Source organism: Methylocella sp. CPCC 101449 (assembly GCF_031921685.1).
Taxonomy (GTDB): Bacteria; Pseudomonadota; Alphaproteobacteria; order Rhizobiales; family Beijerinckiaceae; genus Terripilifer.
Window position 1 is genome coordinate 1,431,762 of record NZ_JAPDHU010000002.1, and the last position, 21,532, is coordinate 1,453,293.

The window sequence follows — 21,532 nt, forward strand, 5'->3', positions numbered from 1 at the left end:
TCGCGCGCCGAAGGTGGTTCTTCAAATCACCTTCCAGCGATCAAAATAAATCCGGTTACGATCTATTCCGTTAGATCTCACGCGTCTGCGCCAACCAGAACGACAATTGCGCCAGAAGTCCAGCCGACAGCAAGACAATGCCAACGGCCAGCGCCGGATTGCCGCCCACCCCACTCAGCGCCGCGCAAACCGCGCCGATGCTCATCTGCGTGAAGCCATAGAGGCCGGACGCAGAGCCCGCGACCGCCGGATTGATCCCGAGCGCTTCCGACAAAGCTGTTGGTCCGGCGACACCTGCGCCATAGCTCAAGAGCAGCATCGGGATCACCGTCGACATGACGCCCAAAGCACCGGCCAAGACAAAAGACAGAAAAGCGATCGCGCCGATGCAGCTCACCAGATTGCCGATCACCATCAGACGCCCTGTCGACACGCCGCCGATCAAACGGTTCACCGTCAGACTGCCAAACCAAGCCCCCAGAATATTGATCGCCAGATAGATGCCCACTTCATGCGCCGGTCGATGAAGCTGATCAACGAAGATGAAGGGAGCGGCACCGATGAACGCATAGATCGACGTGGTCGCGCAACCACCACCAAGCGTATAGCCGAGAAAGCCGCGCGATTTCACAAGCCGGCGATAGTTACGCAGCACCATGCCCACGTCATGTCCCTGCCCGCCCGTCGTTTCGGGCAGCAGCCGCCAGATCAAAAAGAGATTGACCAGGCCAAGGACACATAAGGCGGCGAAGATCGACCGCCATCCCGTCACTGCGGCAAGCAGTGAGCCGACGAGTGGCGACAGGCCTGGCCCCGCCATGACCATCAGGTTCATCAACGATAAGCGCTTGGCCGCATCACTGCCGGAAACGCTGTCGCGCACAATGGCACGCCCAAGCACCAGACCCGCACAGCCCCCGAGTGCCTGGAAAAACCGGGTCACGATCAACGCCTGCACCGTCGGCGCCAGCAGAGCCGCGAGACTGGCGATGACATAGATGACGATGCCGACGATCAGCACTGGCCGACGGCCGAAACGATCGGAGATCGGCCCATAGGTAAGCTGGCCGATCGAAAGCCCGATGATATAGGCACTCAGGGTCAATTGCATGGCGCCGGTGCTGGCCTGCAGATCCTGCCCGGCGAGCGGCAAGGCCGGCACGAAAATATGCATCGCCAGCGTGCCGCTCAAAGTGATGAGAGCGAGAAGCCAGAGCGGCGCCTGTACGACAGGCTTCTTGGCGCGCGTAACTGGCGTGTCATTTCCGGCATCAAGCGTCATTCGCGACGCCCCTTGACGTTGAAATGAAGCAATTGATCGCAGATCCGTTCCAACAAGCGTTTTGCCGCCGCCACATCGCCAGGCTCGAAACCGGCCAGCAGTTCCCGCTCCAAATCTTCGGAGAGACGGACGAGCTTGCGGGCCAGGGCACGCCCGGCACTCGTGATGATGATCGCCTTGGCCCGCCGATCCTCTTCATCCTCGCCGCGCTCGATCAGCCCCGCCGCTTCCAGCGTATTGAGCACTCGCACGACCGAAGAACTGTCGAGCGCCAGCGCTGCCGCGAGATCTTTCTGACGCATCGGCTCTTTCGACCGCGCCAGATGGATAAGCGGCATCCATGTCGCTTCCGTCAGGTCAAACGGCTGCAGTCGCAGATCAACCGCGCGCCGCCATTGCCGCGCAGCCAGACCGATCAGACTGCCGAGCCGTTTCGGCGGCTCGTCTTGCAATGACATTCCCGGTTCCCATTTAGTTTGCATGTCATGTAATTGGATGACATGCAAACTAATTCAGGGCAAGGGCTCGTCGGGGGCTAATCACGCGCGCGATGCGACAACAGGCGCAAGGCATTGGCCGTCACCAACACCGTCGCACCGGTATCGGCGAGGATCGCCATCCAGAGCGTGGTCACGCCGAATAAGGTCGTGGCCAGGAAGACCGCCTTGAGACCGAGCGCAATGGTGATGTTCTGCCAAATATTGCCCAGCGTCGCGCGAGACAGAGCGATCAGTTCGGCCACGCCGGTCACGCGGTTTTTGAGCAGCGCCGCATCGGCGGTTTCCAAGGCCACATCGGTGCCGCCGCCCATGGCGATGCCGACCGAGGAAGCCGCCAGCGCCGGCGCATCATTGATGCCGTCGCCGACCATGGCGATCGGACCTGCCTGTTTAAGCGTGCCTATTTCGGCGAGCTTGGCATCCGGCAACAGCTCGGCGCGCGCTTCAAGACCAAGCTGGCCCGCGATCGCCTGGGCCGTGCGCGCATTGTCGCCAGTCAGCACGATCGCCTTGATGCCTTGATCGGTCAGACGTTTCACACCTTCCGCGGCATCCTCACGCGGCTCGTCGCGCAGCGCGATCAATCCTTCGACGGTTTTGCCTGAGAGCAGCACCACGACCGTCTTGCCTTCGCCCTCCAGCGCGGTGATGGTCTCGGCGATTTTCGCATCCAAGCCCGTCTGTTCGGCCGCGTAGCGCGGCGAACCCACCGAAGCAAAACCACCTTTCAAGCGCGCGGTCACCGCCTTGCCGGGGGTTGCGATGCCGCCGCCAAAGGTCGCTGGCAGTTCGAGGCCGCGCGCCTGCGCGGCTTCCACGATGGCGATGCCGAGGGGATGGCTGGTGTTACGCTCAACCGCCGCCGCGCGCGCCAAAACCTCATTCTCCGCACCAACCCTGGCAACGACATCCGTCACGCGGGGGCGTCCCAGCGTCAGCGTGCCCGTCTTGTCGAAGGCCACCGCGGTCACTTTGCCCAGCGTCTCCAAAGCCGCCCCGCCCTTGATGAGCAGCCCTTGCCGGGCGGCAGCCGCCAAGCCAGACGTGATCGCGGCCGGCGTGGAAATGACGAGCGCGCACGGACACGCGATCAGCAATGTTGCCAACCCGCGATAAATCCACGTGCTCCAATCGCCGCCGAAGGCGAGCGGCGGAACGAGGACGACCAAGAGCGCGACGATCATGGCGCCGGGCGTATACCAGCGGCTGAAGCGATCGATCATCCGCGCCATCGGCGCCTTGGCTTCCTGCGCTTCCTCGACGAGGTGAATGATCCGGGCGATCGTATTGTCGGCGGCAACATGCGTGATCTCGACCCGCAATTCACCGTTGGCATTGATGCTGCCGGCGTAGACTTTCGCGCCCATCTCCTTGAGCACGGGAACGGATTCGCCCGTAACAGGCGCTTCGTCGACCTCGGACGAACCGCTGATCACCTTTCCATCCGACGGCACCCGATCGCCCGGACGGACCACAACCACGTCGCCGATAACAAGCGCGTCGACGGATATCTCCTCGATGTCGAATGCGTCGTTGCGCTGGCGCCTGGCCGTGCGCGGCACGAGATCGATCAGGGCTTCAATCCCTGCGCGCGCTCGACCGGCCGCCACGGTTTCCAGCAATTCGCCAATCGCAAACAGAAAGATGACGACAGCCGCCTCTTCCGCCTCGCCGATCGCCACCGCGCCGACCGCGGCAGCCGTCATCAGCGTTTCGATGGTGAAAGGCGAGCCGGACAAAGCCCCAGCCAGTGCACGCCGAGCAAAGGGGAGGACGCCGGCCAGCGCCGCCGCCGAATAAAGCCACCGCTCCCAGTCCGGCAGAAAACGCGCCAGGACGAAAGCCAGGACGAACAGCGCGCCCGTGATGAGGACGAGTTGCCCCTTGACATCGCCCCACCAAGGCAGTCGCTCTCGCTTGCGCGGTATTCCCGCCTCCGCTGCCGCGCCAATCGGGGTGTAGCCAAGCGCCTTGACGTTCTCCTCGATGACCCGCTGCGGCGTGCGGTCCTCGTCGAGCTGCAGGGCGAGCGTTCCTGCCGCATAGCTGACGTTGATGTCGGTGACACCCGGAAGCCGCCGCATGGCATTTTCGATTTTCAGGGCACAGGAGGCGCAATCCATGCCCTCGATGCGCAATTTATACGGACTCTCGGCGGCCATCACGTCACCTCGACGATTTCGATCTGGCTCCCTATATGCACCCTGTAGCAACTACAGGGTCAAGGCCATGAAAGGCACAAATCTGGCGATCGGCGAGTTGGGACGGCGGACGGGAACCAAGGTCGAGACCATTCGCTATTATGAGCGGATCGGCCTCCTGGCCGCGCCACAACGCACGACGAGCAATTATCGCGCTTACGGCGCCGAACATTTGAATCGGCTGAGCTTCATCCGCCGCTCGCGCGATCTCGGCTTCTCGCTCGATCAGGTGCGGGCCCTTCTCGATCTGTCCGACGATCGGCAACGCCCCTGCGAGGCGGTCGACGCGATAGCCCAAGAGCATCTTACGGAAATCGACCGCAAGATCGCCGACTTGCAGGCCCTGCGTCGAGAACTCCACAGCATCGTCAGCCAATGCCACGCCGGCACGGTCGCCGAATGCCGGATCATCGAGGCGCTGTCGCCGTAAGCTCCACGCGCCGCGTAACGCCGATCGCCGTCAGAAAAGCCTCGTCGTGGCTGACGACCAGCAGCGCGCCGTCATAGGCGCGCAGCCCCGCCTCGATCGCCTCAAGGGAGTCGATATCAAGATGATTGGTCGGCTCGTCGAGGATCAGGAGCGGCGGTGGCTTCGCTCCACCGAGAACGCAGGCCAAGCCCGCCCGCAACACCTGCCCGCCGCTGAGCGCGTCCACGCGCTGCAACGCGGCACCAGCCCTGAACATGAAGCGCGCAAGCGCGGCACGGCACGCGTTCTCGTCAGCCTGCGGATTGAGGCGGCGGAAATTGTCCCTGATCGATGCTGATGAATCCAGCAGACTGACCCGCTGATCCAGCATGGCGAAGGCGCTCATCACCTGCACGGTGCCGGCTTGCGGCGTGAGTTGCCCGGTCACCAGGGCAAGCAAGGTGCTCTTTCCGGAGCCGTTCGGCCCCGTTATGGCGACGCGCTCCGGTCCCGTGATGGCGAATGACAAGTCACGAATGACGGGATGGCCGGGCAAGTAACCAGCCGCGACCGCTTCCAGGCGCAGCACCTCCCTGCTGTTCGGCAGACCAGTCGATGGCAACACGACCGACAAAGGCTGCAACACTTCGAGACGTTCGCGCGCCCCCGCGACCGCCTCCGCGGCCTGGCTGCGGCGCGCATCGGCCAGACGCGCATCACTGCCGCCGCTATTCTCGCTACGCTCTTTCAAGCCACCCAAAACGATCCGTGGCGTCCCACCCTTCGCGCCTTTCTTGCGCCCCGCGCCATCCCGGCGCGCTTGACGCTCGACGGCGATCTGCGCCTTGCGTTCGATATCCGCCGCTCGCTTCTCCGCTTCGGCCAGATCGTGCTGCGCCGCCGCCAATTGCAGCGCCTTCTGTTCGCGGTAGAAACGCCAATTGCCGCCATAGCACATCGCGCCGAGCGAAGTTAGCTCGACGATGCAATCCATGATGTCGAGCAGTTCGCGATCATGGCTGACGACGATGGCACCTGCCCGCCAGCCGCTGAGCCATTCGTAGAGAGTCTGACGTCCCACCCGATCGAGATTGTTGGTCGGCTCATCCAGCAGCAGGAAATCGGGCTCCGTGAAAATCAAGGCGGCAAGGCCGGCACGGGTACTCTGCCCGCCCGACAGTTTGGTCAAAGGCGTCTCAGGCGACATATCGAGCCCGACGCGGGCCAGCGCCGCTTCAATGCGGGCTTCAAGCGTCCAGTCGGCTTCGGCCAGTTCGTCCACGGTCGCTTCGCCGCGTTCCGCCCGGCGCAACAGCGCAAGCGCCTGCCGCGCGCCAAATACATCGACCAGCGCTTCATCGGCATTCGTTTGAACGGTCTGACGAAACAGCCCCAGCGTACCGTTGACGGAAACGGCGCCGGACCTTGGTGCCGCCTCGCCGGCGATCACCGCGAGAAGCGTCGTCTTGCCGATGCCATTACGTCCGACGAGACCCGTGCGTTCGGATCCGAAACGTAAATCTAAGTCGGCAAGAAGGGAGCGCCCGTCAGGAGCGCACAGAGTGAGCTGGGAGAGAGAAATAGATGCAGGCATGGATATGGATGTCCCCGGTGGCAAGGCGAATGGGCTTTGCGGTCGGGTTGAAATCCATCGTTGCGAACATCCTCTGCGTTGACGGGCGCCTACCTAAGCGGTCAGCGTGGCAAGATCAAGGCTGGCCTCACGAGGCCACCCGGCTGCGCACCACCCGCTCGATGATCTCCTCTCGCGCCTGGCGCGAAGGCGCGAGCTTGCTCTTCGTCATCGCGAGGATGGCCGGCGGCGCTTCGTCGGGTGTGCCGGCCTGGAACGGCGGCGCGGGCGCATATTCCATCGCGAGCTGGATCGACTCGGCCGCTTCCCGGCCGAACAATTCCGCCACCACGACGAGGCCGAAATCGATGCCGCTGGTCACGCCACCGGCGGTGATCAACGATCCATCGCGCACGACACGGCCCTGGGTCGGGATCGCGCCGAAATGCGCCAGAAGATCATGGGCGTTCCAGTGGCTCGTCGCCTTGCGACCCACGAGCAATCCGGCCGCGCCGAGCACCAACGAGCCCGTGCACACCGAGGTCAGATAGCGCACCTCGCCGGCGCGCCGCCGCAGGAAGTCGAGAACGACGGCATCTTCCATCAAGGGATTCACGCCGCCACCGCCCGGCACGCACAGCACGTCCAATGGCGGGCAATCGTCCAATGTCGCGGTCGGAGTTAGCATCAGTCCTGTCGATGAGCGCAGCGGTGCCAAATCCTTCCAGATGAGATGCACCTCGGCGTCGCGCACGGCGGAGAAGACCTCGTAAGGCCCGGTCAGATCGAGCTGCTGCACATTGGGGAAGACAAGAATTCCGAACCGGGTCGTCATCGCAATTTCCTTTTTCGCGTCTTGACGAGCGGATCATAACCGATCAGGCTTTGGCGAGATTGCCAAAAATCCCTCGTTTCATGCCAAACACACCACGCCGTATCGCCATCCTCTCTTTTCCCGATGTCCAGCTTCTGGACATCACGGGCCCGTTGCAGGCTTTTGCCTCCGCCAATGACATCGCGGGCGCTGCCACGCGCGAGCGGCCTTACGAAACCCTGGTGTTGGCGCGAGAGCCACGCGTGCGGACCACGGCGGGGCTCGTGCTGGAAACGGCGCCCCTGCCCGCCCGCCCGGCACCTTTCGACACGCTGCTGCTGCCGGGCGGACAAGGCGTCAACACGGCTTGCACGGACATCGATCTGGTTCGATGGATCAAGGCGCGCGCCCGCACGACGCGTCGCCTCGCTTCGGTATGCAGCGGCGCCTTTCTCTTGGCCGCGACCGGCCTGCTCGACGGCCGCCGCGCCGTTACCCATTGGCGCCGCTGCCCGGAGTTCGCCCGCGCTTATCCGCAAGTGAAGCTCGATCCCAATCCGATCTTCATCCGCGACGGCAATATCTGGACCTCCGCCGGCATTACGGCCGGCATCGACCTCGCCCTGGCGCTGATCGAGGACGATCTCGGCCGCGACATGGCGCTCGCCGTCGCGCGCCAGCTCGTCGTCTTCCTCAAACGGCCGGGCGATCAGGCGCAGTTCAGCACCACCCTGGCGCTGCAGGAGAGCGACGGCCGCTTCGACCGCCTGCATGCCTGGATCGTCGAGAACCTGCGCGGCGATCTTTCCCTGCCGACCTTGGCCTCGCGAGCGCATATGAGCCCGCGCAGCTTCTCCCGCCATTACGCGAGCGCCACCGGCCGCACCCCGGCCCGCGCCATCGAGCAGATCCGCGTCGAGGCCGCTCAGCGCATGCTGGAAGAACGCGCCAGCGTCGCGCAGACGGCGAAGCGCTGCGGCTTTGGGTCAGAGGAAACCATGCGGCGCAGCTTCCTGCGCCAACTCAGCGTCAGCCCGCAGAGCTATCGCGAACGGTTCTGACATGTGACCGAGCGGCAACAGCGCCAGAATGTTGCCCGCACCCCTGGCAAATGACGGTAGCCGATTTGGCTCGATCGACGAGCTTTAGGTCGACGAACGGTTGTGTTGGGGAATCACATATGCGGTTGGGAAATCAGGGTGCTCGGAATGCCGGTGTCTTCGCCATCAGGCATTTGACGGACAGTGGCGTGCGGCGTGCCGCCCTTCTCTCGGCCGCCACAGCGGCGCTCTGGATTGCCGCTCCTTCTCAAAGCTGGGCACTCGTCTGCGGATTGAGCGCGGACGGCAGCTCTCCAACCGCCGGCTTTGCCAATGGCAGCGGAAACCTTGCAAACGCAACCGCATGCGGCGTCAATTCTGATGCATCGGTAGCCGCGGGTGGCAGCAATTCAGCCTTTGGATACAACGCAAACGCTTCGTCCGCTGCTGGCATCTCCGGCAATACGGCCGTTGGTGGGTCCGCTGACGCACGCGGCGATGGAGCCGCCAACACGGCGATCGGATATGAAGCGAGCGCCCAAGGCAGCGGCAATAGCGCGGCAGGACCTTTCGATCCACCTGATCGGGGCAACACCGCGGTCGGTGCGTCGAACATCTGAGGCCTTTGCTCCACGAATTCACGACCGGCGATATGTGGAAATCCTGCCACAGCGCCAACCGCATGATCGAGGCGCGCCCTGCCGAGTTTGTGGAGGTCGATCACTTTCTCACCGAGGATGAAATCCAACAGGACCCGATCCGCGTTCGCCTGCGCGCGTTCGGCCTGGAAAGCGGGCTTTGCGCGGTTATCCCGATGCCGGGCGGAGACGTGGTGACGTTCATCCATATGAAAGCGGCAACGAAGATCGCCTATCGGCCACCAGAGGTCGAGGCAATGAACGCCTTGCGCCCCCACCTGGGACGTGCCGCCTTGCTTGCCGGACGCCTGGGACTGGAGCAGGCACAGAATACCGTCCACGTGATGGAAAAGCTGGGCCTGCCCGCTGCCGTTCTGACGGCGCGGGGACGCGTGCTCGCCGTCAATGCTCTGCTGGAACGCCTGCCAAAACTCTTCATTCCGCGCGCCCATGGCGGCCTGTCGCTGGCCACGAGCAAAGCCGACGCCTTGCTCCAGACCGCGCTCGCCGAACTCTCCGACGAAGCCCATACGGCCGTGCGCTCGATTCCCATTCCGGCGGGCGAGGATCATCCTGCCATGGTGGTTCACCTGCTGCCGCTGCGGCGCACCGCGCGCGATATTTTTACGCGTGCCGATGTATTGATTGCCGCCACTGAAATGCGCCTGAACGGCCTTGGTCCACCGACCGAACTGCTGATGGGTCTGTTCGACCTGACGCCGGCGGAAGCCCGTCTCGCCGCGACATTGACATCAGGCAAGTCGCTCCAGACCGCCGCAAAGGAACAGGGCATCCAGTTCTCGACGTCGCGCGCCTATCTCTCGCAAATCTTCCGCAAGACAGGCACGCATCAGCAGAGCCAGCTCGTGGCCCTGTTACGTGGCGCGCAGCCTTTACGCGGCTAGGTGCTCAGCGCACGACGCTGACGCCGCTGCGTTCCAGCACTTTCTCGACGCCGGCACGCACGCGGCCCATGGTCTCGGTCGCATCGGCCATGATCTTCGCCGTGTCGATATGCTGCAGCCGGCCGCCGCGCTTCAGAATGCGCCCGTCGATGAAAACCGTGTCCACATTGGCCGGCTGCGCCGCCTGCACGATCATGCGCACGCCATCTGTGAACGGCGCCATGTTGAGATCGTCCATGCGCACCAGAACGATGTCGGCCCGCTTGCCCGGCGTGAGCGTGCCGACGCGATCCTCGATGCCGAGCGCACGGGCACCGTCGATCGTCGCCATTTCCAACACGCGCCGCGGCGAAAGCGCAAACTCGCTCTGCTTGGCGCCATTGGCGACATTTTGCATCGCCTTCATGATGGCGAACATATCGCAATTGCCTGCCAACACAGTCGTATCGACCGACAGGCAGATGTTGATGCCCTTATCCAGCATCGGCTGGATCGGCGGGAAACCGAAGCCGGTGCGCATCTCCGTATAGGGGCTCATCGAAATATGCGTGCCGGTCTTGGCCAACGGCTCAAGATCCTCGGGCAGATAATTCGTATCGTGGACGAGGATCACGTCCGGTCCAAGCAGGCCCGCCTCCGCCAAGGCCTTCACGCCCTGGCTCTGCTTCACCCGCGCCATACCCGTGCCGATATGGGTCGAGATGCGCAGGCCGAGCTGGCGCGCCGTATCCCATTCGCGTTTGCAGATTTCAGCCGAATTGCTTTCCGGCCCGCGCGAGGCAATGCCCAGCGTCAACAAGCCCGACCGATCGCTGAACCACTGTTTTTGCACGCGCGGCAGATCGGCGAGATTGATCGGCTGGTTGGTCATGCCGACACCCGCATAGCCGTAGCCGTAAAGCGCGCGGCCGCCGAAATCGACATGCGCCTGCAGTTCCGCATCGGCAAATTCGGGCCTGGGCAGATTATGCGCCCAGTTATGAACGGTGGTGATGCCGGAATGGATGGCTTCCGCCAACGATAGGCGCACGCCACGCGCATTGTCCTCGGGCGTGAACACATCGCCCACCGCGCGCGCGAACAGGAAATAGCCGGTCTTAGAATCCTCGCCCGCCATGTTACGCGCCACCGAGCCCCACATATGCCAATGGGTATCGATGAGGCCTGGCAGCGCGATCATATTGGTGGCATCGATCACCGTGGCGCCTGCGGCCTGCAAAGACGGGCCGACCGCGACGATAGCGCCATCGCGCACGTGAATGTCACCCTTCGGCAGGTCGCCGAGCTTGGCATCCATCGTCAGCACGAGGGCGTTGCGGATGAGATATTCGCCACGTGCCGGCAGCGCCGTTGTCGCAGGCGGCGATGCCGGCGCCTGTGCCAGAACGCGGCTTGGAACAGCGGCAAGAGCGGCCGAAGCCACCGCCATATGTTGCAACATGGCGCGCCGGCTGATGGCACGCCGCATCGGATCGAATGCACTCATCCTTTCCTCCCATGCTCGGGGCGCTCGTGACGGCGCCTCATTCAAGCTCTACGCAAGCGTTACGCTTGCGGCGCATCTCAGTTCCAGGGACCGAGATAGACCTCGCCGTTGAAACTATCACTTTGCGCCGCCAAAACCTCAGGCCAATTGTCGTTGTCGATCTTACGACGCTGATCCGTTGGCTTTGGCCGGCCATCCCAGCCGATCTGTTCCATGTGATGATAGATCTGGATGGCATGCCCGTCCGGATCGATGACGAAGGCACTGTAGTCGATGCCGGGGAAAAGCTCCTGTGGCAACTTCCGCACGGTGACGCCCTGCCCTTGCATGAAATCGACCGCCGCGCGCAATTGCGTGTAGTCGCCAAGCTGGAAACCGCAGGAGAACAACGACGTGTGTGCGCTCAACCCCAATTCCTCGCGCAAGGCCGCCGGATAGATCGCCAGCGAATGATGCTCCGTATTGGCGCGCAGGAAAGAGCAGCGATGGCCGTTCCAGTCGATCTCCTCGGTCAGCCGCAAGCCCATCGTCTCGCGATAGAAAGCCGTGACGGCCGCCACGTCTTCAACGAAGATACGGATCGGCCCGATCTTCGCCACCTTGAACGGCCGCCCGAGCAAGATGCCGCCGACGTCGTATGTCTCCTCCAGCGGTTCCTTGAAACGATGGCCATCCTCAACGGCGATCTTGGCCGCCAATCCCTCTTCGACCTCGGCGAATTCGGAACGGTGCGGCAAAGCCGGCACGTCATGATAATCGCGCCGGTGCATGCCCTTGGGCTTGCTGAAGCCATCCCAACCGATCTGCTCGATGCCATAATAGATTTCATTGATGTGCCCTTCCGGATCGATCGGATAGGCATGCCAGTTGGAGCCGGGATTATCGCGACCCGAGCGCGCGATGCGGATGCCCGACCCCTTCAGCCAGTTCGAACCGTCGACCACCTCACGCAAGCTGCCGACCTGCCAGGTGATCTGGTTGATCGTCATATGCGGCGGAATGTGCTTGAGCAGGATACGGCGCACGCGCCGTGGAAACAGCACGAAGGAATGATGATCGGTGCCATGGCGCATGAAATAGCCGATGCCCGAGCCATGCTTGCCTTGTTCTTCAACAGGCAGGCGGGCGCCGAAATCGATCGGGTCCGAAATCTTCAGCCCGAACATGCGCGTATAGAAATCGACGCAACGATCGATGTCGTCGACATCAAGGCCGAAATGGCCGAGACGACGGATCGCATAGGGGCGCTCGAGCAGCACGCCGCCGACCGGAAACAACTCGCTCTTGCTCTTGACATCCTCGGGCATGGATCACCTTTTCAAATCCTGGGGTACGATCGCCGCTCAGGTCTCATTCCAACTGAATGCCCTGCTCCTTGATGATCGGCGCCCATTGATCCCGGCTCGTCTTGATCAACTGCGTCATCTCGGCCGGCGTTCCCTCCAGCGGCTCGGTCTGCAGGTTCGCCGTCTTCTCCTGGAACTCCGGCGAGCGGGTCGCCTCGGAAATGAGCTTTGACAATTTGCTGACAATCTCCGGCGGCGTGCCATTCGGCGCGGAGATGGCCATCCACGTATCGGAGACAAAGCCCGGAATGGTTTCCGAAATCCTTGCCACATTGGGATAGGCAGCGACGCGGCGCGTTCCACCGACCGCGATGAGCTTCAAATTGCCCGTATCGATATTCGAGGCCGTCGGCAGCAGATTGTCGGCCAGAAGATCGACCTGTCCGCTGAGGAGATCGGTGATTGCCGGTGCGCTGCCGCGATACGGCACATGCACCAGCTCGATGCCGGCCGTTTTGGCCAACAGGGCGAACGTCAGATGCCCCACCTGGCCGATGCCTTGTGACGCATAGGTGAGCTTGCCTGGCGACTTCTTGGCATAAGCGATCAACTCGCTCAGCGTGTTCGGCTCGAACGTGCGACGCGCGACGATGACGTTGGGATAGCGCGCCAGCACCGCCACGGGTTCAAGCTTCAGCGGGTCGAAATTCAAGGTTTTGTAGATCAGATCGGCGGCGCTGTAGTTCAACTGCGGCGCACAGAGCAGCGTATAGCCGTCGGGCTTGGCGTTGGCGACGAGGGCGGCACCCAGATTGCCGCCGGCCCCCGGCCGGTTTTCGATGATGATCGCTTGACCGAGAGCCGGTCGCAATTTTTCGGCAACGAGACGCGGCAGCAGATCAGCCGTTCCGCCCGCCGCAAAGGGCACGATGATCGTGATCGGACGCTCCGGATAATCCGCCTTCGCCACACCGGAAACGAGCGCCATCACCACGGCGGCGATCTGCAATTTCAGCTTCAACGATAATCCTCCCCATAAAGCTTTTCTTGCAGGAAACATAATTTTATGCATAAATCAAGCGCCATGGACAAATCAGATATCGTCACGCGCAATAGCCCCCTCGCCTCCCAGGCTTACGAAACGCTGCGTGCGTCCATCATCGCTTGCGAGATTTCGCCCGGCGAAAAGCTCAAGATCGATGCGCTTCAGAAGGTCCATAAATTTTCGAGCAGCCCGCTGCGCGAAGCGTTGAACCGCCTCGTCGCCGAAGGGCTCGTGACATCAGATGATCGGCGCGGCTTCCGCACCGCGCCCATGACATCGGCTGATCTGAACGATCTCACGCGCTGCCGAACCATTCAGGAAGCCGCCGCCTTCGAACTGGCGATCCAACATGGCGACGATGCCTGGGAAGCCAGTGTCGTCGCGGCCTTTCATCAGTTGGAGAAGGTCGAGCGGCAGATCAATCGCGGCGAAGCACAGCGCGACGATCGATGGACGCATCTCCACAAAACCTTTCACATCGCTTTGATCTCAGCCTGCCAATCGGAACGGCTGATCAGCGCCTGCGAAAACCATTTCGATCAATCGGAGCGCTATCGCCGCCTCTCAGCCAGCGTGCGCAGCAAATCGCGCAATACGGTCGCCGAACATAAGGCGCTCGTTGACTGCGCGTTGCGGCGCGATGCCGCGAAAGCCAGGACACTGATCGTCGACCACATCGAAAAAACCGCGGCCAATGTGGCAAGATATCTGAAGGAAAAAGGGCTTTAGGCGTTTCATCGCGACCCGACACAGGCGGGCCTATAAAATTAAACTCACAAGTGTAAAATAAGCCTCGCGGCACATAAGGCCTCTCGCTACAATCGAGGAGCCAAAACTGAAATCAGGGAGGAAACCATGCGTCTTCATGGATCGCATGCGCGCCAATTTTTGATTGGCCTGTTGGTGCTTGTGCCCGTTTTTGCCTTCGCTGAAGAGTCCCCCAAAGAGCCGGCACCCGAGCGCTCGCCCGCGCGCATCGTGCAAATCCGCATGAGCGACGGCGCCATCATTTCAGCCGCGCTTTATATGCCGAAAACCCCAGGCCCCGCGCCCACCCTGCTCGCCGCTTCGCCCTATCGTTTCGACAATGATGGCTTGCCGGCGGTTTCGATCTATCCGATCCAGGAACTCGGCCCCATCGGCTATTACAACCAACACGGCTATGCCTATCTGCATATGGACGTACGCGGCACTGGCCGCTCTGGCGGCGAATATCAATATCAAAGCCGGCGCGAACAGCGCGATCTCTATGAAGTGACCGAGTGGATCGCCAAACAGCCCTGGTCGAACGGCAAGGTTGGCGGCATCGGCCAATCCTATTACGCGCGCTCGCAGTGGTTCGCGGCCACGCAGACGCCGCCGCATCTGGCCTGCATCGCCCCTTACGACGGACATATCGATACCTATCGGCAATCGGCCTATACGGGTGGCATTCCCGGCGCCTATCCGGAATATTGGTGGAGCACGGTCCGCAACTACAATCAGCGCCCGCAGGTCGGTCCAGCGAAAGAAGTGCCGTGGGACTATTCGCTGAACACGCGGCGCCATCCGACTTACGATGCCTTCTGGCACGAGCGCTCAGCGGCGGAGAATCTGCATCGGGTCAAAATCCCCGTCTATTCGATCGGCGTCTGGGGCAAGGTCGACCTGCACCTCAACGGCAATATTCTCGGCTTCCAGCGGGTCGCCGGCCCCAAGAAACTTCTGGTTCTGGGTGGCGCCGACGTGAACGAGGCCGTCGCCGAATTCGCCAGCATCAAATTCCACGAAAGATATCTGCTGCCGTTCTATGATTGGTGCCTGAAAGGCCACCAGACCGCCTATCAGAGCGAACCGACCGTTCGCTATGCCGTCGTCAACGGCAATCGCATGGACACGGCGGATGCCTGGCCGCCGAAAGCCGTGAGCTACCGCACCTATTATCTGGCGGATGGCCCGAGCGGCAGTGTGACGTCGCTGAACGACGGCCTCCTGAAATCCGATCCCGCAGACGATGCCGGCAAGACCGCCTACACCTATCCGGATCCCGGCTGGCGAAACGGTGTCGTCGGTCCAGGCCCCGATGGGCGTCCCGATCCGGCCCGCCGCGTATTGACCTTCGTGACGCAGCCGTTCGATCGCGACACGCAGGTGACGGGGCCTCTCAAACTCGTTCTCTACGCGGCCTCGACCCAGCCGGACACGCAGTTCATCGTCAAAATCTCCGATCAGTCGACGCAAGCCGATGATGAACGCGGCCGTGGCGTGCAACCGCGCAGCCGGATCGTCACCAAGGGATGGCTGCTCGCCTCCCATCGCGCGATCGATCCCAAGCAATCCCTGGAAAACGCGCCTTACTACACCCACGAGAACCCGCAGCCGATCGAGCCCGGCAAGGTCTACAAATATGAGATCGCCGTCATGCCCACCGCCTACCTCTTCAAAAAGGGCAGCCGTCTGCGCCTTGAAGTCAGCAACGGCGATTCATCGGTAACGGACGCGATCTTCACTCATCCTTACAGCGCCCGGCAAAACGGCACGGACACGTTCTTCCACAGCAAGGACTATCCGTCGCAGCTCATCGTGCCGGTTCTGGATGCGGAGCGGTCGGCGCAAGCCACACCGCAAAAGTAAGACGATTGCCGGCGGTTCAGGGAGAGCCGCCGGCCGATTGGGAGGGGACCATGATGGGCAAACTTTGCAAGGCAATCGGGATCCTCCCGGTTGCCGGCCTCGTCGTCGCGATCAGCACGATGAGCGCCAGCGCCGATATGACCAGCGACCTTTACGAGAAAGCGAAGATTGAAGGCGCCCTCACCCTTTACACCGGCGGCCCCGTCGCGCCCTATCAAGGCATCGTCGCCGAATTCGAACAGAAGTTTCCTGGCATCAAGGTCAGCGTCACCGGGGGCTTCAGCAATGTGCTGAACGAGAAGATCGAACAGCAGCTCAAGGCCGGGAAACTGGAAGCCGACATGGCCCTCTTCCAGACCGCTCAGGATTTCGTCGCCTGGAAGAGGCGCAATCTCCTGCTCAATTTCCAGGTCGAAGGCCATGAAAACATCGCCTCGGTCTTCAAGGATCCCGACGGCGCCTTCACCACGGCACGCGTCAATGCGATCGCTTATGCCTATAACAAGAATGCCGTGGCCGCCGGCGATGTTCCCAAATCGGCGCTGGATTTCCTCAAGCCGGAATTTTCGGGCAAGATCATCACCTGCTATCCGGCAGACGATGACGCGACGCTCTATGTCTTCTACACCATCGTCCAGAAATATGGCTGGTCCTATATGGATCGCTTCATGGCCAATAAACCGAGCTTCATCCAGGGCCATCTCGGCGTCATCCGAACCGTTGCCTCAGGCGAACGCCCTGTGACTTTCGATGCGACAACCTCAACCGCCGGCTCCCTGAAGCAGACGGGGGCACCCATCGAGCTTGTCATTCCACAGGAAGACCCCATCGTCGTCTTCACGCTCACGGCCGGCATTTTCAAGGATGCGCCGCATCCCAACGCCGCCAAGCTGTTTCTCAACTGGTATATGCAGCCCGAACAGCAGCGCCGTTCCGGCGTCTTCTCCGCCCGCACCGATGTGCCGCCGCCCGCCGGCTTCAAACCGCTGACATCGGCGAATGCGGCGCTCGACTACAATCAGTTCGTCTCGAACGAACCGCTGATCACTGATCTGCGTAAACGCTTCGAAGCCTATACCGGCCCTGTGGTCAATAAGGGTGGCGTGCAGTAGACGACAATCGTCCAACCAGAAACGACACCGCATCCGCGAGCCGCTCACCTTCCAGCTCGCGGTGCGGCCCCGGATAGACCACCATCCGCTTGTCCGCCGCGCCGATGGCATCGAAGAGTTCGGCCGTGCCCTGCCGATCGAAGAACTCATCATGCCATTGCTGCGTGAACCACGTCGCACATTCAATGCGCCGCGCATAAGCCGCAAGATGTTCGCTCGCCGGATAGGTCGTTCCCCACAGACCGATGGCCGCGGCCTGGATGCGGCGGTCTTCCGCCAGCAACGGAAGGCCATAGGCCGTGCCCATCGAAACGCCGATATAGCCGATCGGCAGATCGGCATGATCTGTCTCGGCGAGCAACACATCGAGCGCGGCGCTCATATCGCGCGCCATATCGAGACGGCCAAGACCGGCGCGCCAAGCTGCCCGGAAACTGGTTCGTGCCGTCTCGGGACTGAGATCGCCATCGCTGCGGCGGTCGCCATGAACCGGCCCGTCGATCGCCAACACAGAAAAGCCCTGGCTCAGAAAGGCCTGCGCGATCGCCAGAATAGCCGGCGAACATTTATGGCCGCTGCCACCATGGCAAGCCAGAATGATGCCCCGGCTCGGTTGAGCAGGCGACCAGACGACCGCCGGCACATCCACCTCCGCGCGCCGCACGGAAAGCGGTCTCGGTGACGAACTGGTCATGCGGAGCGTTTCCCTTCGATCTATGTTGGCGATCTTTGCCGGCAATCCGGCTGGAATGCTCGTTCCTATGCCAATTCCCGCACGAGCCGCCATCGTCGTCACGCTATACCGGCATGGTCGATCAGCCATGTCAGGCTTCAACCTTCCGTCATGACCGACAACCCCGCCGATCGCTTCTTGCCGATCATCCGCATGGTGCTGCGCAGCCACTTATGCCCGGCATCCTGATGCAGACGATCATGCCAGAGCATGCTGACGTCCGCTTTGGCCACTTGGAAAGGCAACGGGAAAATCTGGATCGGCAAGGTCTGGCGGCTCGTCAAAGCCAAAGGCTCGGGGATGATGGCCAGAAGATCCGATTTCGCCACCACTTCGCCAAGCAGCATCACGCTTGAGACGCGCAAAGCCACCTGCCGTGTCAAATTGGATTTCTCCAAGGCCTCATCGACCATCACTTCCAGGGTCGGATAAGGCACGGGCGGCGCCCCCCAGACCGCGTGGGACAGCGCCCCGAATTGTTTCAGCGTCAATCGTCCCTTGAGGACGGGATGTCCCTGCCGGGCGATGCAGACCAGCCTTTGCGGATAGAGCTGCGTCTGGTGCAGCTCTTGGGCCGGTTGGCGCAGAAAAGCGACCACCAAATCGAAATCTCCATCGCGCAAATATTCGGCGGTGCGACGCACGTCGCCAGGGTGAACCATGAACTGAACGCGCGGCGCGGTGTCCTTGGCGAGCCGCATCAATTCCGGCAAAATGATCCGCGCAATCCCGTCCGATGCCATGATGCGAAAGCGGCGTTCGCTGGTGAGCGGATTGAAACGCGCATCGGTGGCGCCACGCCCTTCCAGCAGATCGATCATGTCGCGAATGCGATGGGTCAGTTCCAGGGCGCGTGGCGTCGGCTCCATGCCATTCCTGGTTTTGACCAGCAGAGGATCCTTGAAGAGCTTGCGCAGCTTGGCGAGCGAACTCGACATGGTCGGCTGGCCTATGCCGATGCGCTCCGCCGCCCGCGTCACATGGCGCTCGTGAACAAGGGCTTCCAAATGGACCAGATGCTGGATTGAAATTTTGTTGATGGTCGACATGAACCGCGATGCTCACATGAAGCCAGGCCGGGCGATATCCCGCCATCATTGATATTTACCAATGATGGCATTGGCAAAAAGCTATGGCAAATCCGCATCCCCTCACCTTCTATGGGCGCCGGAGGAGTTCACGATGACAGACAAGACCCCGACGCAGGGTGCAGCCGAAAATCTGGCCGTGATGAGCCAGGCGGCCATGCTCGACCGCCTTGCCGCCTTTCCCCATTATCGTGCCGCTGCCGAGGCCCCGGCGCTGCGCCATGCAGCACAGGTGCAAAAGCTTTGGGGCGGTACGCTGCGGCCGATGATGGCGAGCCGCGAGACAAAGGGACGTTTCGCTCAAGCTGCGCTCGATTGCCCACCGACGGCCTGCACCGGCTATCTGGAAATCGCCCCGCACGGCCAGTCCCAGGGCTGGCGCAACCCAGACGCGATCGAAAACATCGTCTGCCTCGAAGGACGGCTTGAGGTGCGCCATGGCCCGTCGCTGGATGAACATGTGAGCCTCGGCGATTTCGACATGGTGTCAGTGCCACCCCATCTGCGCCATCAGCTCGTCAATGCGGGCGATACGCCTGTGCGCCTGCTGTCGATCCTCAGCATCGAACCCGGCGGAACCTATGACGCGATTTTCACACCCGACGTCCAGGCGCTTCTCAGTGCAGACGCACAGCGGGATCTTGGTCTGCGTCTCGATGATGACCCTGGCCTATCCATCGACGCGGCAACGATGGCCGCCCGCGTCACCCGCGCCAAGGAGCTGGTGCCTTATAAGGCCGCGCTCAGCAAGACGGCAGCGATCCCGCCGCAGGCCACCGAAATGCTGTCCGCCGGCTCGGTCTATCCGCTGATCGTGCCGGAAGGTCATATTGGCCGCTCACGCACGGCGCCGATCTATGGCTTTCAGGGCCTCTATATCTCCATCGCCGAATGCGCACCCGGCGATGGCGATGGCCCGCCGCCCCATGCCCATTCGGACACCCAAGAGTCCTTTCTCGTCTTGAACGGCACCTGGGACATTTTCACCGGGTTCGACAATGAATCCGTCATTCATGCGCGCCCCTTCGATATCGTCGCCATGCCCAACAAGGTGATGCGCAGTTTCGCCAACACCAGCGACGCGCCGGCCCGCCTTCTCGTCATCATCCAGGGGCCGGACCGCATGCACGATACGGTCTCCTTCTCGCGCAAGATCGGCGCGGAGGTCGAACGCCGCTTCGGCAAGGAGACGATTGCCGCTTATGAAAAAATCAGAATGACATTCGATGCCGAGGATCGACTGCAGGCATAAGCCTGCTGTCGATTTAAAAAGCCGAAGGGAGGAACGGCATGAAGATCATCAAAGGGAGCGTGCTGTGCGCGGCTCTGCTCACCATAACCATGCCGGCCGCCGAGGCGCAGACCTATCCCAGTCAGCCGATCCGGCTCATCGTGCCCGCAGCCGCGGGCGGCAGCACCGATATCGGCGCGCGCCTCATCGCGCGTTTGATGGGCCAGGAGCTGAACGGAAGCGTTTTCGTCGAAAACCGGGGCGGCGGTGGCGGCCGTGTCGGCGCCACCGATGCGGCGCGCGCGCAGCCCGACGGCTATACGTTGATCTACGCCAATTCGATCACCCACGCTTTGCTGCCAGCGGTCGCCAAATCGCTCAGCTACGATCCGATCAAGGACTTCGTGCCGATCGGTGGCATGTTCTGGTATTCGACCTTGATCGTCTGCAATCCGAAAACGCCGTTCAAGGATCTGGCCGGCCTGATCCAATATGCCAAGGAGAAGCCGGGCAAACTGACGGTCGCCACGGCCGGCCCCGGCAGCGGCAATCACTTCAGCAGCGAACTGCTCTCATCGATGGCCGGCATTTCGGTCACGCACATTCATTACAAGGGCAATTCGCCAGCAACGCTGGATGTCGTGTCGGGCTTCGTCGATTGCATCCACATCGGCGAGGCCAAACCTTTTCTTGATGCGGGCGATCTGAAAGCCATCGCGACGACCGGCCAAAAACGAGACCCGCGTTTCCCCGATGTTCCAACGGTCGAAGAAGCGGGACTTGAGGGCTACGACGTCACCTGGTGGCAAGGCGTGTTCGCGCCCGTGGGAACACCGCCCGAGATCGTCGCGAAACTCGCCAGTGCCGCGCAGAAAGCCCTGGCCGATCCCTCCGTCAAACCGACCATGTGGGATGTCGGTTTCGTGCCGCAATATGTCCCACCGGCGGATCTGATCCAGCGCATGCGCCGCGACGCCGACAAATTCCACGCCATCGCGGTCGCCGCCAAACTCGACATCAATTAAGGCGAGGCTTTCATCTGCCATCGCGAAATGGCACATTGCCGGGCGATGTCAGAGCCCGAATCCCTTCCCCGCATCATCATCGATGCGGATGCCTGCCCGGTGAAAGACGAAATCTATCGTGTTGCCGCACGGCATAAGCTGCACGTTCTGGTCGTCGCCAACAGCTATATGATGGTGCCGAAGGATCCGATGATCGAACGGATCGTCGTGCCCTCCGGCCTGGATGCCGCCGACAATTGGATCGCCGAACACGCCACCGCGCGGGATGTGGTCGTCACCGCCGATGTGCCGCTTGCCGCCCGCTGCGTTAAAGTCGGCGCCGCTGTGCTGGCACCGACTGGCCGCGAATTCACGCCCAGTTCAATCGGCATGGCCCTGGCGACCCGCAATCTGATGCAGGACATGCGCGATGCCGGCGCCGTCACCCGTGGCCCCAAGCCTTACAGCCCGCGCGATCGGTCGACGTTTCTCTCGACGCTCGACACCATCCTGGTGCGGTTGAAGAAGCACGCTGTGTCCCGAACCTAGGCCGACCTTGACGGTTGATCTCC

19 protein-coding genes are annotated in these 21,532 nt (G+C 62.1%); 9 read left to right on the forward strand and 10 right to left on the reverse strand.

Features of this window, described 5'->3' with window-relative positions; translation table 11 throughout:
- Positions 1-70: 70 nt before the first annotated feature.
- The 3 genes from OIM99_RS17620 to OIM99_RS17630 all read right to left on the reverse strand — a co-directional run bounded on the left by OIM99_RS17620 (position 71) and on the right by OIM99_RS17630 (position 3,944).
- Positions 71-1,282, reverse strand: coding sequence for a multidrug effflux MFS transporter (locus OIM99_RS17620; protein ID WP_311851760.1), 1,212 nt, complete (start codon positions 1,280-1,282; stop codon positions 71-73).
- Positions 1,279-1,740 (reverse strand): MarR family transcriptional regulator, encoded by a 462-nt coding sequence (locus OIM99_RS17625; RefSeq protein WP_311851761.1) that lies wholly within the window; start codon positions 1,738-1,740, stop codon positions 1,279-1,281. Before OIM99_RS17625 ends, OIM99_RS17620 begins: the two co-directional genes overlap by 4 nt.
- Before the next feature lie 77 nt (positions 1,741-1,817).
- On the reverse strand, positions 1,818-3,944 hold the full coding sequence (locus OIM99_RS17630) for a heavy metal translocating P-type ATPase (protein WP_311851762.1): 2,127 nt from the start codon (positions 3,942-3,944) through the stop codon (positions 1,818-1,820).
- A 67-nt stretch (positions 3,945-4,011) separates the two neighbouring features.
- Here OIM99_RS17630 and OIM99_RS17635 point away from each other — a divergent pair, with 67 nt between their 5' ends.
- Positions 4,012-4,413 (forward strand): helix-turn-helix domain-containing protein, encoded by a 402-nt coding sequence (locus OIM99_RS17635; RefSeq protein ID WP_311851763.1) that lies wholly within the window; start codon positions 4,012-4,014, stop codon positions 4,411-4,413.
- Here OIM99_RS17635 and OIM99_RS17640 read toward each other — a convergent pair.
- Together OIM99_RS17640 and OIM99_RS17645 are read right to left on the reverse strand one after the other, a co-directional pair.
- Positions 4,391-5,986, reverse strand: a complete 1,596-nt coding sequence (locus OIM99_RS17640) for an ABC-F family ATP-binding cassette domain-containing protein (RefSeq protein WP_311851764.1) — start codon at positions 5,984-5,986, stop codon at positions 4,391-4,393. The two genes, OIM99_RS17635 and OIM99_RS17640, sit on opposite strands and share 23 nt — an antisense overlap.
- Positions 5,987-6,113: 127 nt before the next feature.
- Positions 6,114-6,800, reverse strand: a complete 687-nt coding sequence (locus OIM99_RS17645; protein ID WP_311851765.1) for a DJ-1/PfpI family protein — start codon at positions 6,798-6,800, stop codon at positions 6,114-6,116.
- An 80-nt stretch (positions 6,801-6,880) separates the two neighbouring features.
- Here OIM99_RS17645 and OIM99_RS17650 point away from each other — a divergent pair, with 80 nt between their 5' ends.
- Both OIM99_RS17650 and OIM99_RS17655 read left to right on the forward strand, forming a co-directional pair.
- Entirely contained in the window at positions 6,881-7,840 is a 960-nt protein-coding gene (locus OIM99_RS17650; protein ID WP_311851766.1) for a GlxA family transcriptional regulator, read from the forward strand.
- A gap of 604 nt (positions 7,841-8,444) precedes the next feature.
- Complete coding sequence (locus OIM99_RS17655; RefSeq protein ID WP_311851767.1) at positions 8,445-9,362, forward strand: helix-turn-helix transcriptional regulator; 918 nt, start codon at positions 8,445-8,447, stop codon at positions 9,360-9,362.
- A gap of 4 nt (positions 9,363-9,366) precedes the next feature.
- Here OIM99_RS17655 and OIM99_RS17660 read toward each other — a convergent pair whose 3' ends face one another.
- From OIM99_RS17660 to OIM99_RS17670, 3 genes are all read right to left on the reverse strand, one after another.
- Positions 9,367-10,848, reverse strand: coding sequence for an amidohydrolase family protein (locus tag OIM99_RS17660; RefSeq protein WP_311851768.1), 1,482 nt, complete (start codon positions 10,846-10,848; stop codon positions 9,367-9,369).
- A 77-nt stretch (positions 10,849-10,925) separates the two neighbouring features.
- On the reverse strand, positions 10,926-12,155 hold the full coding sequence (locus tag OIM99_RS17665; protein ID WP_311851769.1) for a VOC family protein: 1,230 nt from the start codon (positions 12,153-12,155) through the stop codon (positions 10,926-10,928).
- 43 nt (positions 12,156-12,198) lie between these two features.
- Positions 12,199-13,155 carry a tripartite tricarboxylate transporter substrate binding protein gene (locus tag OIM99_RS17670; protein WP_311851770.1) on the reverse strand — a complete coding sequence of 319 codons (957 nt, stop codon included), beginning with the start codon at positions 13,153-13,155 and terminating at the stop codon, positions 12,199-12,201.
- Between the two features lie 45 nt (positions 13,156-13,200).
- Between OIM99_RS17670 and OIM99_RS17675 the strand changes: the two genes are divergently transcribed.
- The 3 genes from OIM99_RS17675 to OIM99_RS17685 all read left to right on the forward strand — a co-directional run bounded on the left by OIM99_RS17675 (position 13,201) and on the right by OIM99_RS17685 (position 16,904).
- Complete coding sequence (locus OIM99_RS17675; RefSeq protein ID WP_311851771.1) at positions 13,201-13,908, forward strand: FCD domain-containing protein; 708 nt, start codon at positions 13,201-13,203, stop codon at positions 13,906-13,908.
- Positions 13,909-14,034: 126 nt separating this feature from the next.
- On the forward strand, positions 14,035-15,792 hold the full coding sequence (locus tag OIM99_RS17680; protein WP_311851772.1) for a CocE/NonD family hydrolase: 1,758 nt from the start codon (positions 14,035-14,037) through the stop codon (positions 15,790-15,792).
- A gap of 50 nt (positions 15,793-15,842) precedes the next feature.
- Positions 15,843-16,904: an extracellular solute-binding protein gene (locus OIM99_RS17685; protein WP_311851773.1), complete on the forward strand. Its 1,062-nt coding sequence runs from the start codon at positions 15,843-15,845 to the stop codon at positions 16,902-16,904.
- Here the strand turns inward: OIM99_RS17685 and OIM99_RS17690 are convergent.
- Both OIM99_RS17690 and OIM99_RS17695 read right to left on the reverse strand, forming a co-directional pair.
- Complete coding sequence (locus OIM99_RS17690; protein WP_311851774.1) at positions 16,882-17,598, reverse strand: hypothetical protein; 717 nt, start codon at positions 17,596-17,598, stop codon at positions 16,882-16,884. The two genes, OIM99_RS17685 and OIM99_RS17690, sit on opposite strands and share 23 nt — an antisense overlap.
- 137 nt (positions 17,599-17,735) lie before the next feature.
- A complete protein-coding gene (locus OIM99_RS17695) occupies positions 17,736-18,686 on the reverse strand; it encodes a LysR family transcriptional regulator (RefSeq protein ID WP_311851775.1) in 951 nt (316 codons plus the stop codon).
- A 133-nt stretch (positions 18,687-18,819) separates the two neighbouring features.
- On the opposite strand from OIM99_RS17695, the gene OIM99_RS17700 reads away from it, so the two are divergent.
- Genes OIM99_RS17700 through OIM99_RS17710 form a run of 3 tightly spaced genes read left to right on the forward strand, consistent with a single transcriptional unit; the run spans position 18,820 to position 21,509 of the window.
- Positions 18,820-19,977 carry a cupin domain-containing protein gene (locus OIM99_RS17700; RefSeq protein ID WP_311851776.1) on the forward strand — a complete coding sequence of 386 codons (1,158 nt, stop codon included), beginning with the start codon at positions 18,820-18,822 and terminating at the stop codon, positions 19,975-19,977.
- A 38-nt stretch (positions 19,978-20,015) separates the two neighbouring features.
- The gene (locus tag OIM99_RS17705) at positions 20,016-20,981 is read left to right on the forward strand and encodes a tripartite tricarboxylate transporter substrate binding protein (RefSeq protein WP_311851777.1); all 966 of its coding nucleotides are present in this window, start codon (positions 20,016-20,018) and stop codon (positions 20,979-20,981) included.
- A gap of 45 nt (positions 20,982-21,026) precedes the next feature.
- Positions 21,027-21,509, forward strand: a complete 483-nt coding sequence (locus OIM99_RS17710) for a YaiI/YqxD family protein (protein WP_311851778.1) — start codon at positions 21,027-21,029, stop codon at positions 21,507-21,509.
- Positions 21,510-21,532 lie beyond the last annotated feature (23 nt).

Coding starts and splice junctions, on each gene's coding strand:
- OIM99_RS17675 (WP_311851771.1), top strand. CDS start 13,201: ATGCATAAATCAAGCGCCATGGACAAATCAGATATCGTCACGCGCAAT.
- OIM99_RS17685 (WP_311851773.1), top strand. CDS start 15,843: ATGATGGGCAAACTTTGCAAGGCAATCGGGATCCTCCCGGTTGCCGGC.
- OIM99_RS17635 (WP_311851763.1), top strand. CDS start 4,012: ATGAAAGGCACAAATCTGGCGATCGGCGAGTTGGGACGGCGGACGGGA.
- OIM99_RS17710 (WP_311851778.1), top strand. CDS start 21,027: ATGTCAGAGCCCGAATCCCTTCCCCGCATCATCATCGATGCGGATGCC.
- OIM99_RS17665 (WP_311851769.1), bottom strand. CDS start 12,155: ATGCCCGAGGATGTCAAGAGCAAGAGCGAGTTGTTTCCGGTCGGCGGC.
- OIM99_RS17645 (WP_311851765.1), bottom strand. CDS start 6,800: ATGACGACCCGGTTCGGAATTCTTGTCTTCCCCAATGTGCAGCAGCTC.
- OIM99_RS17700 (WP_311851776.1), top strand. CDS start 18,820: ATGACAGACAAGACCCCGACGCAGGGTGCAGCCGAAAATCTGGCCGTG.
- OIM99_RS17625 (WP_311851761.1), bottom strand. CDS start 1,740: ATGTCATTGCAAGACGAGCCGCCGAAACGGCTCGGCAGTCTGATCGGT.
- OIM99_RS17690 (WP_311851774.1), bottom strand. CDS start 17,598: ATGACCAGTTCGTCACCGAGACCGCTTTCCGTGCGGCGCGCGGAGGTG.
- OIM99_RS17705 (WP_311851777.1), top strand. CDS start 20,016: ATGAAGATCATCAAAGGGAGCGTGCTGTGCGCGGCTCTGCTCACCATA.
- OIM99_RS17680 (WP_311851772.1), top strand. CDS start 14,035: ATGCGTCTTCATGGATCGCATGCGCGCCAATTTTTGATTGGCCTGTTG.
- OIM99_RS17620 (WP_311851760.1), bottom strand. CDS start 1,282: ATGACGCTTGATGCCGGAAATGACACGCCAGTTACGCGCGCCAAGAAG.
- OIM99_RS17660 (WP_311851768.1), bottom strand. CDS start 10,848: ATGAGTGCATTCGATCCGATGCGGCGTGCCATCAGCCGGCGCGCCATG.
- OIM99_RS17695 (WP_311851775.1), bottom strand. CDS start 18,686: ATGTCGACCATCAACAAAATTTCAATCCAGCATCTGGTCCATTTGGAA.
- OIM99_RS17640 (WP_311851764.1), bottom strand. CDS start 5,986: ATGCCTGCATCTATTTCTCTCTCCCAGCTCACTCTGTGCGCTCCTGAC.
- OIM99_RS17630 (WP_311851762.1), bottom strand. CDS start 3,944: ATGGCCGCCGAGAGTCCGTATAAATTGCGCATCGAGGGCATGGATTGC.
- OIM99_RS17650 (WP_311851766.1), top strand. CDS start 6,881: ATGCCAAACACACCACGCCGTATCGCCATCCTCTCTTTTCCCGATGTC.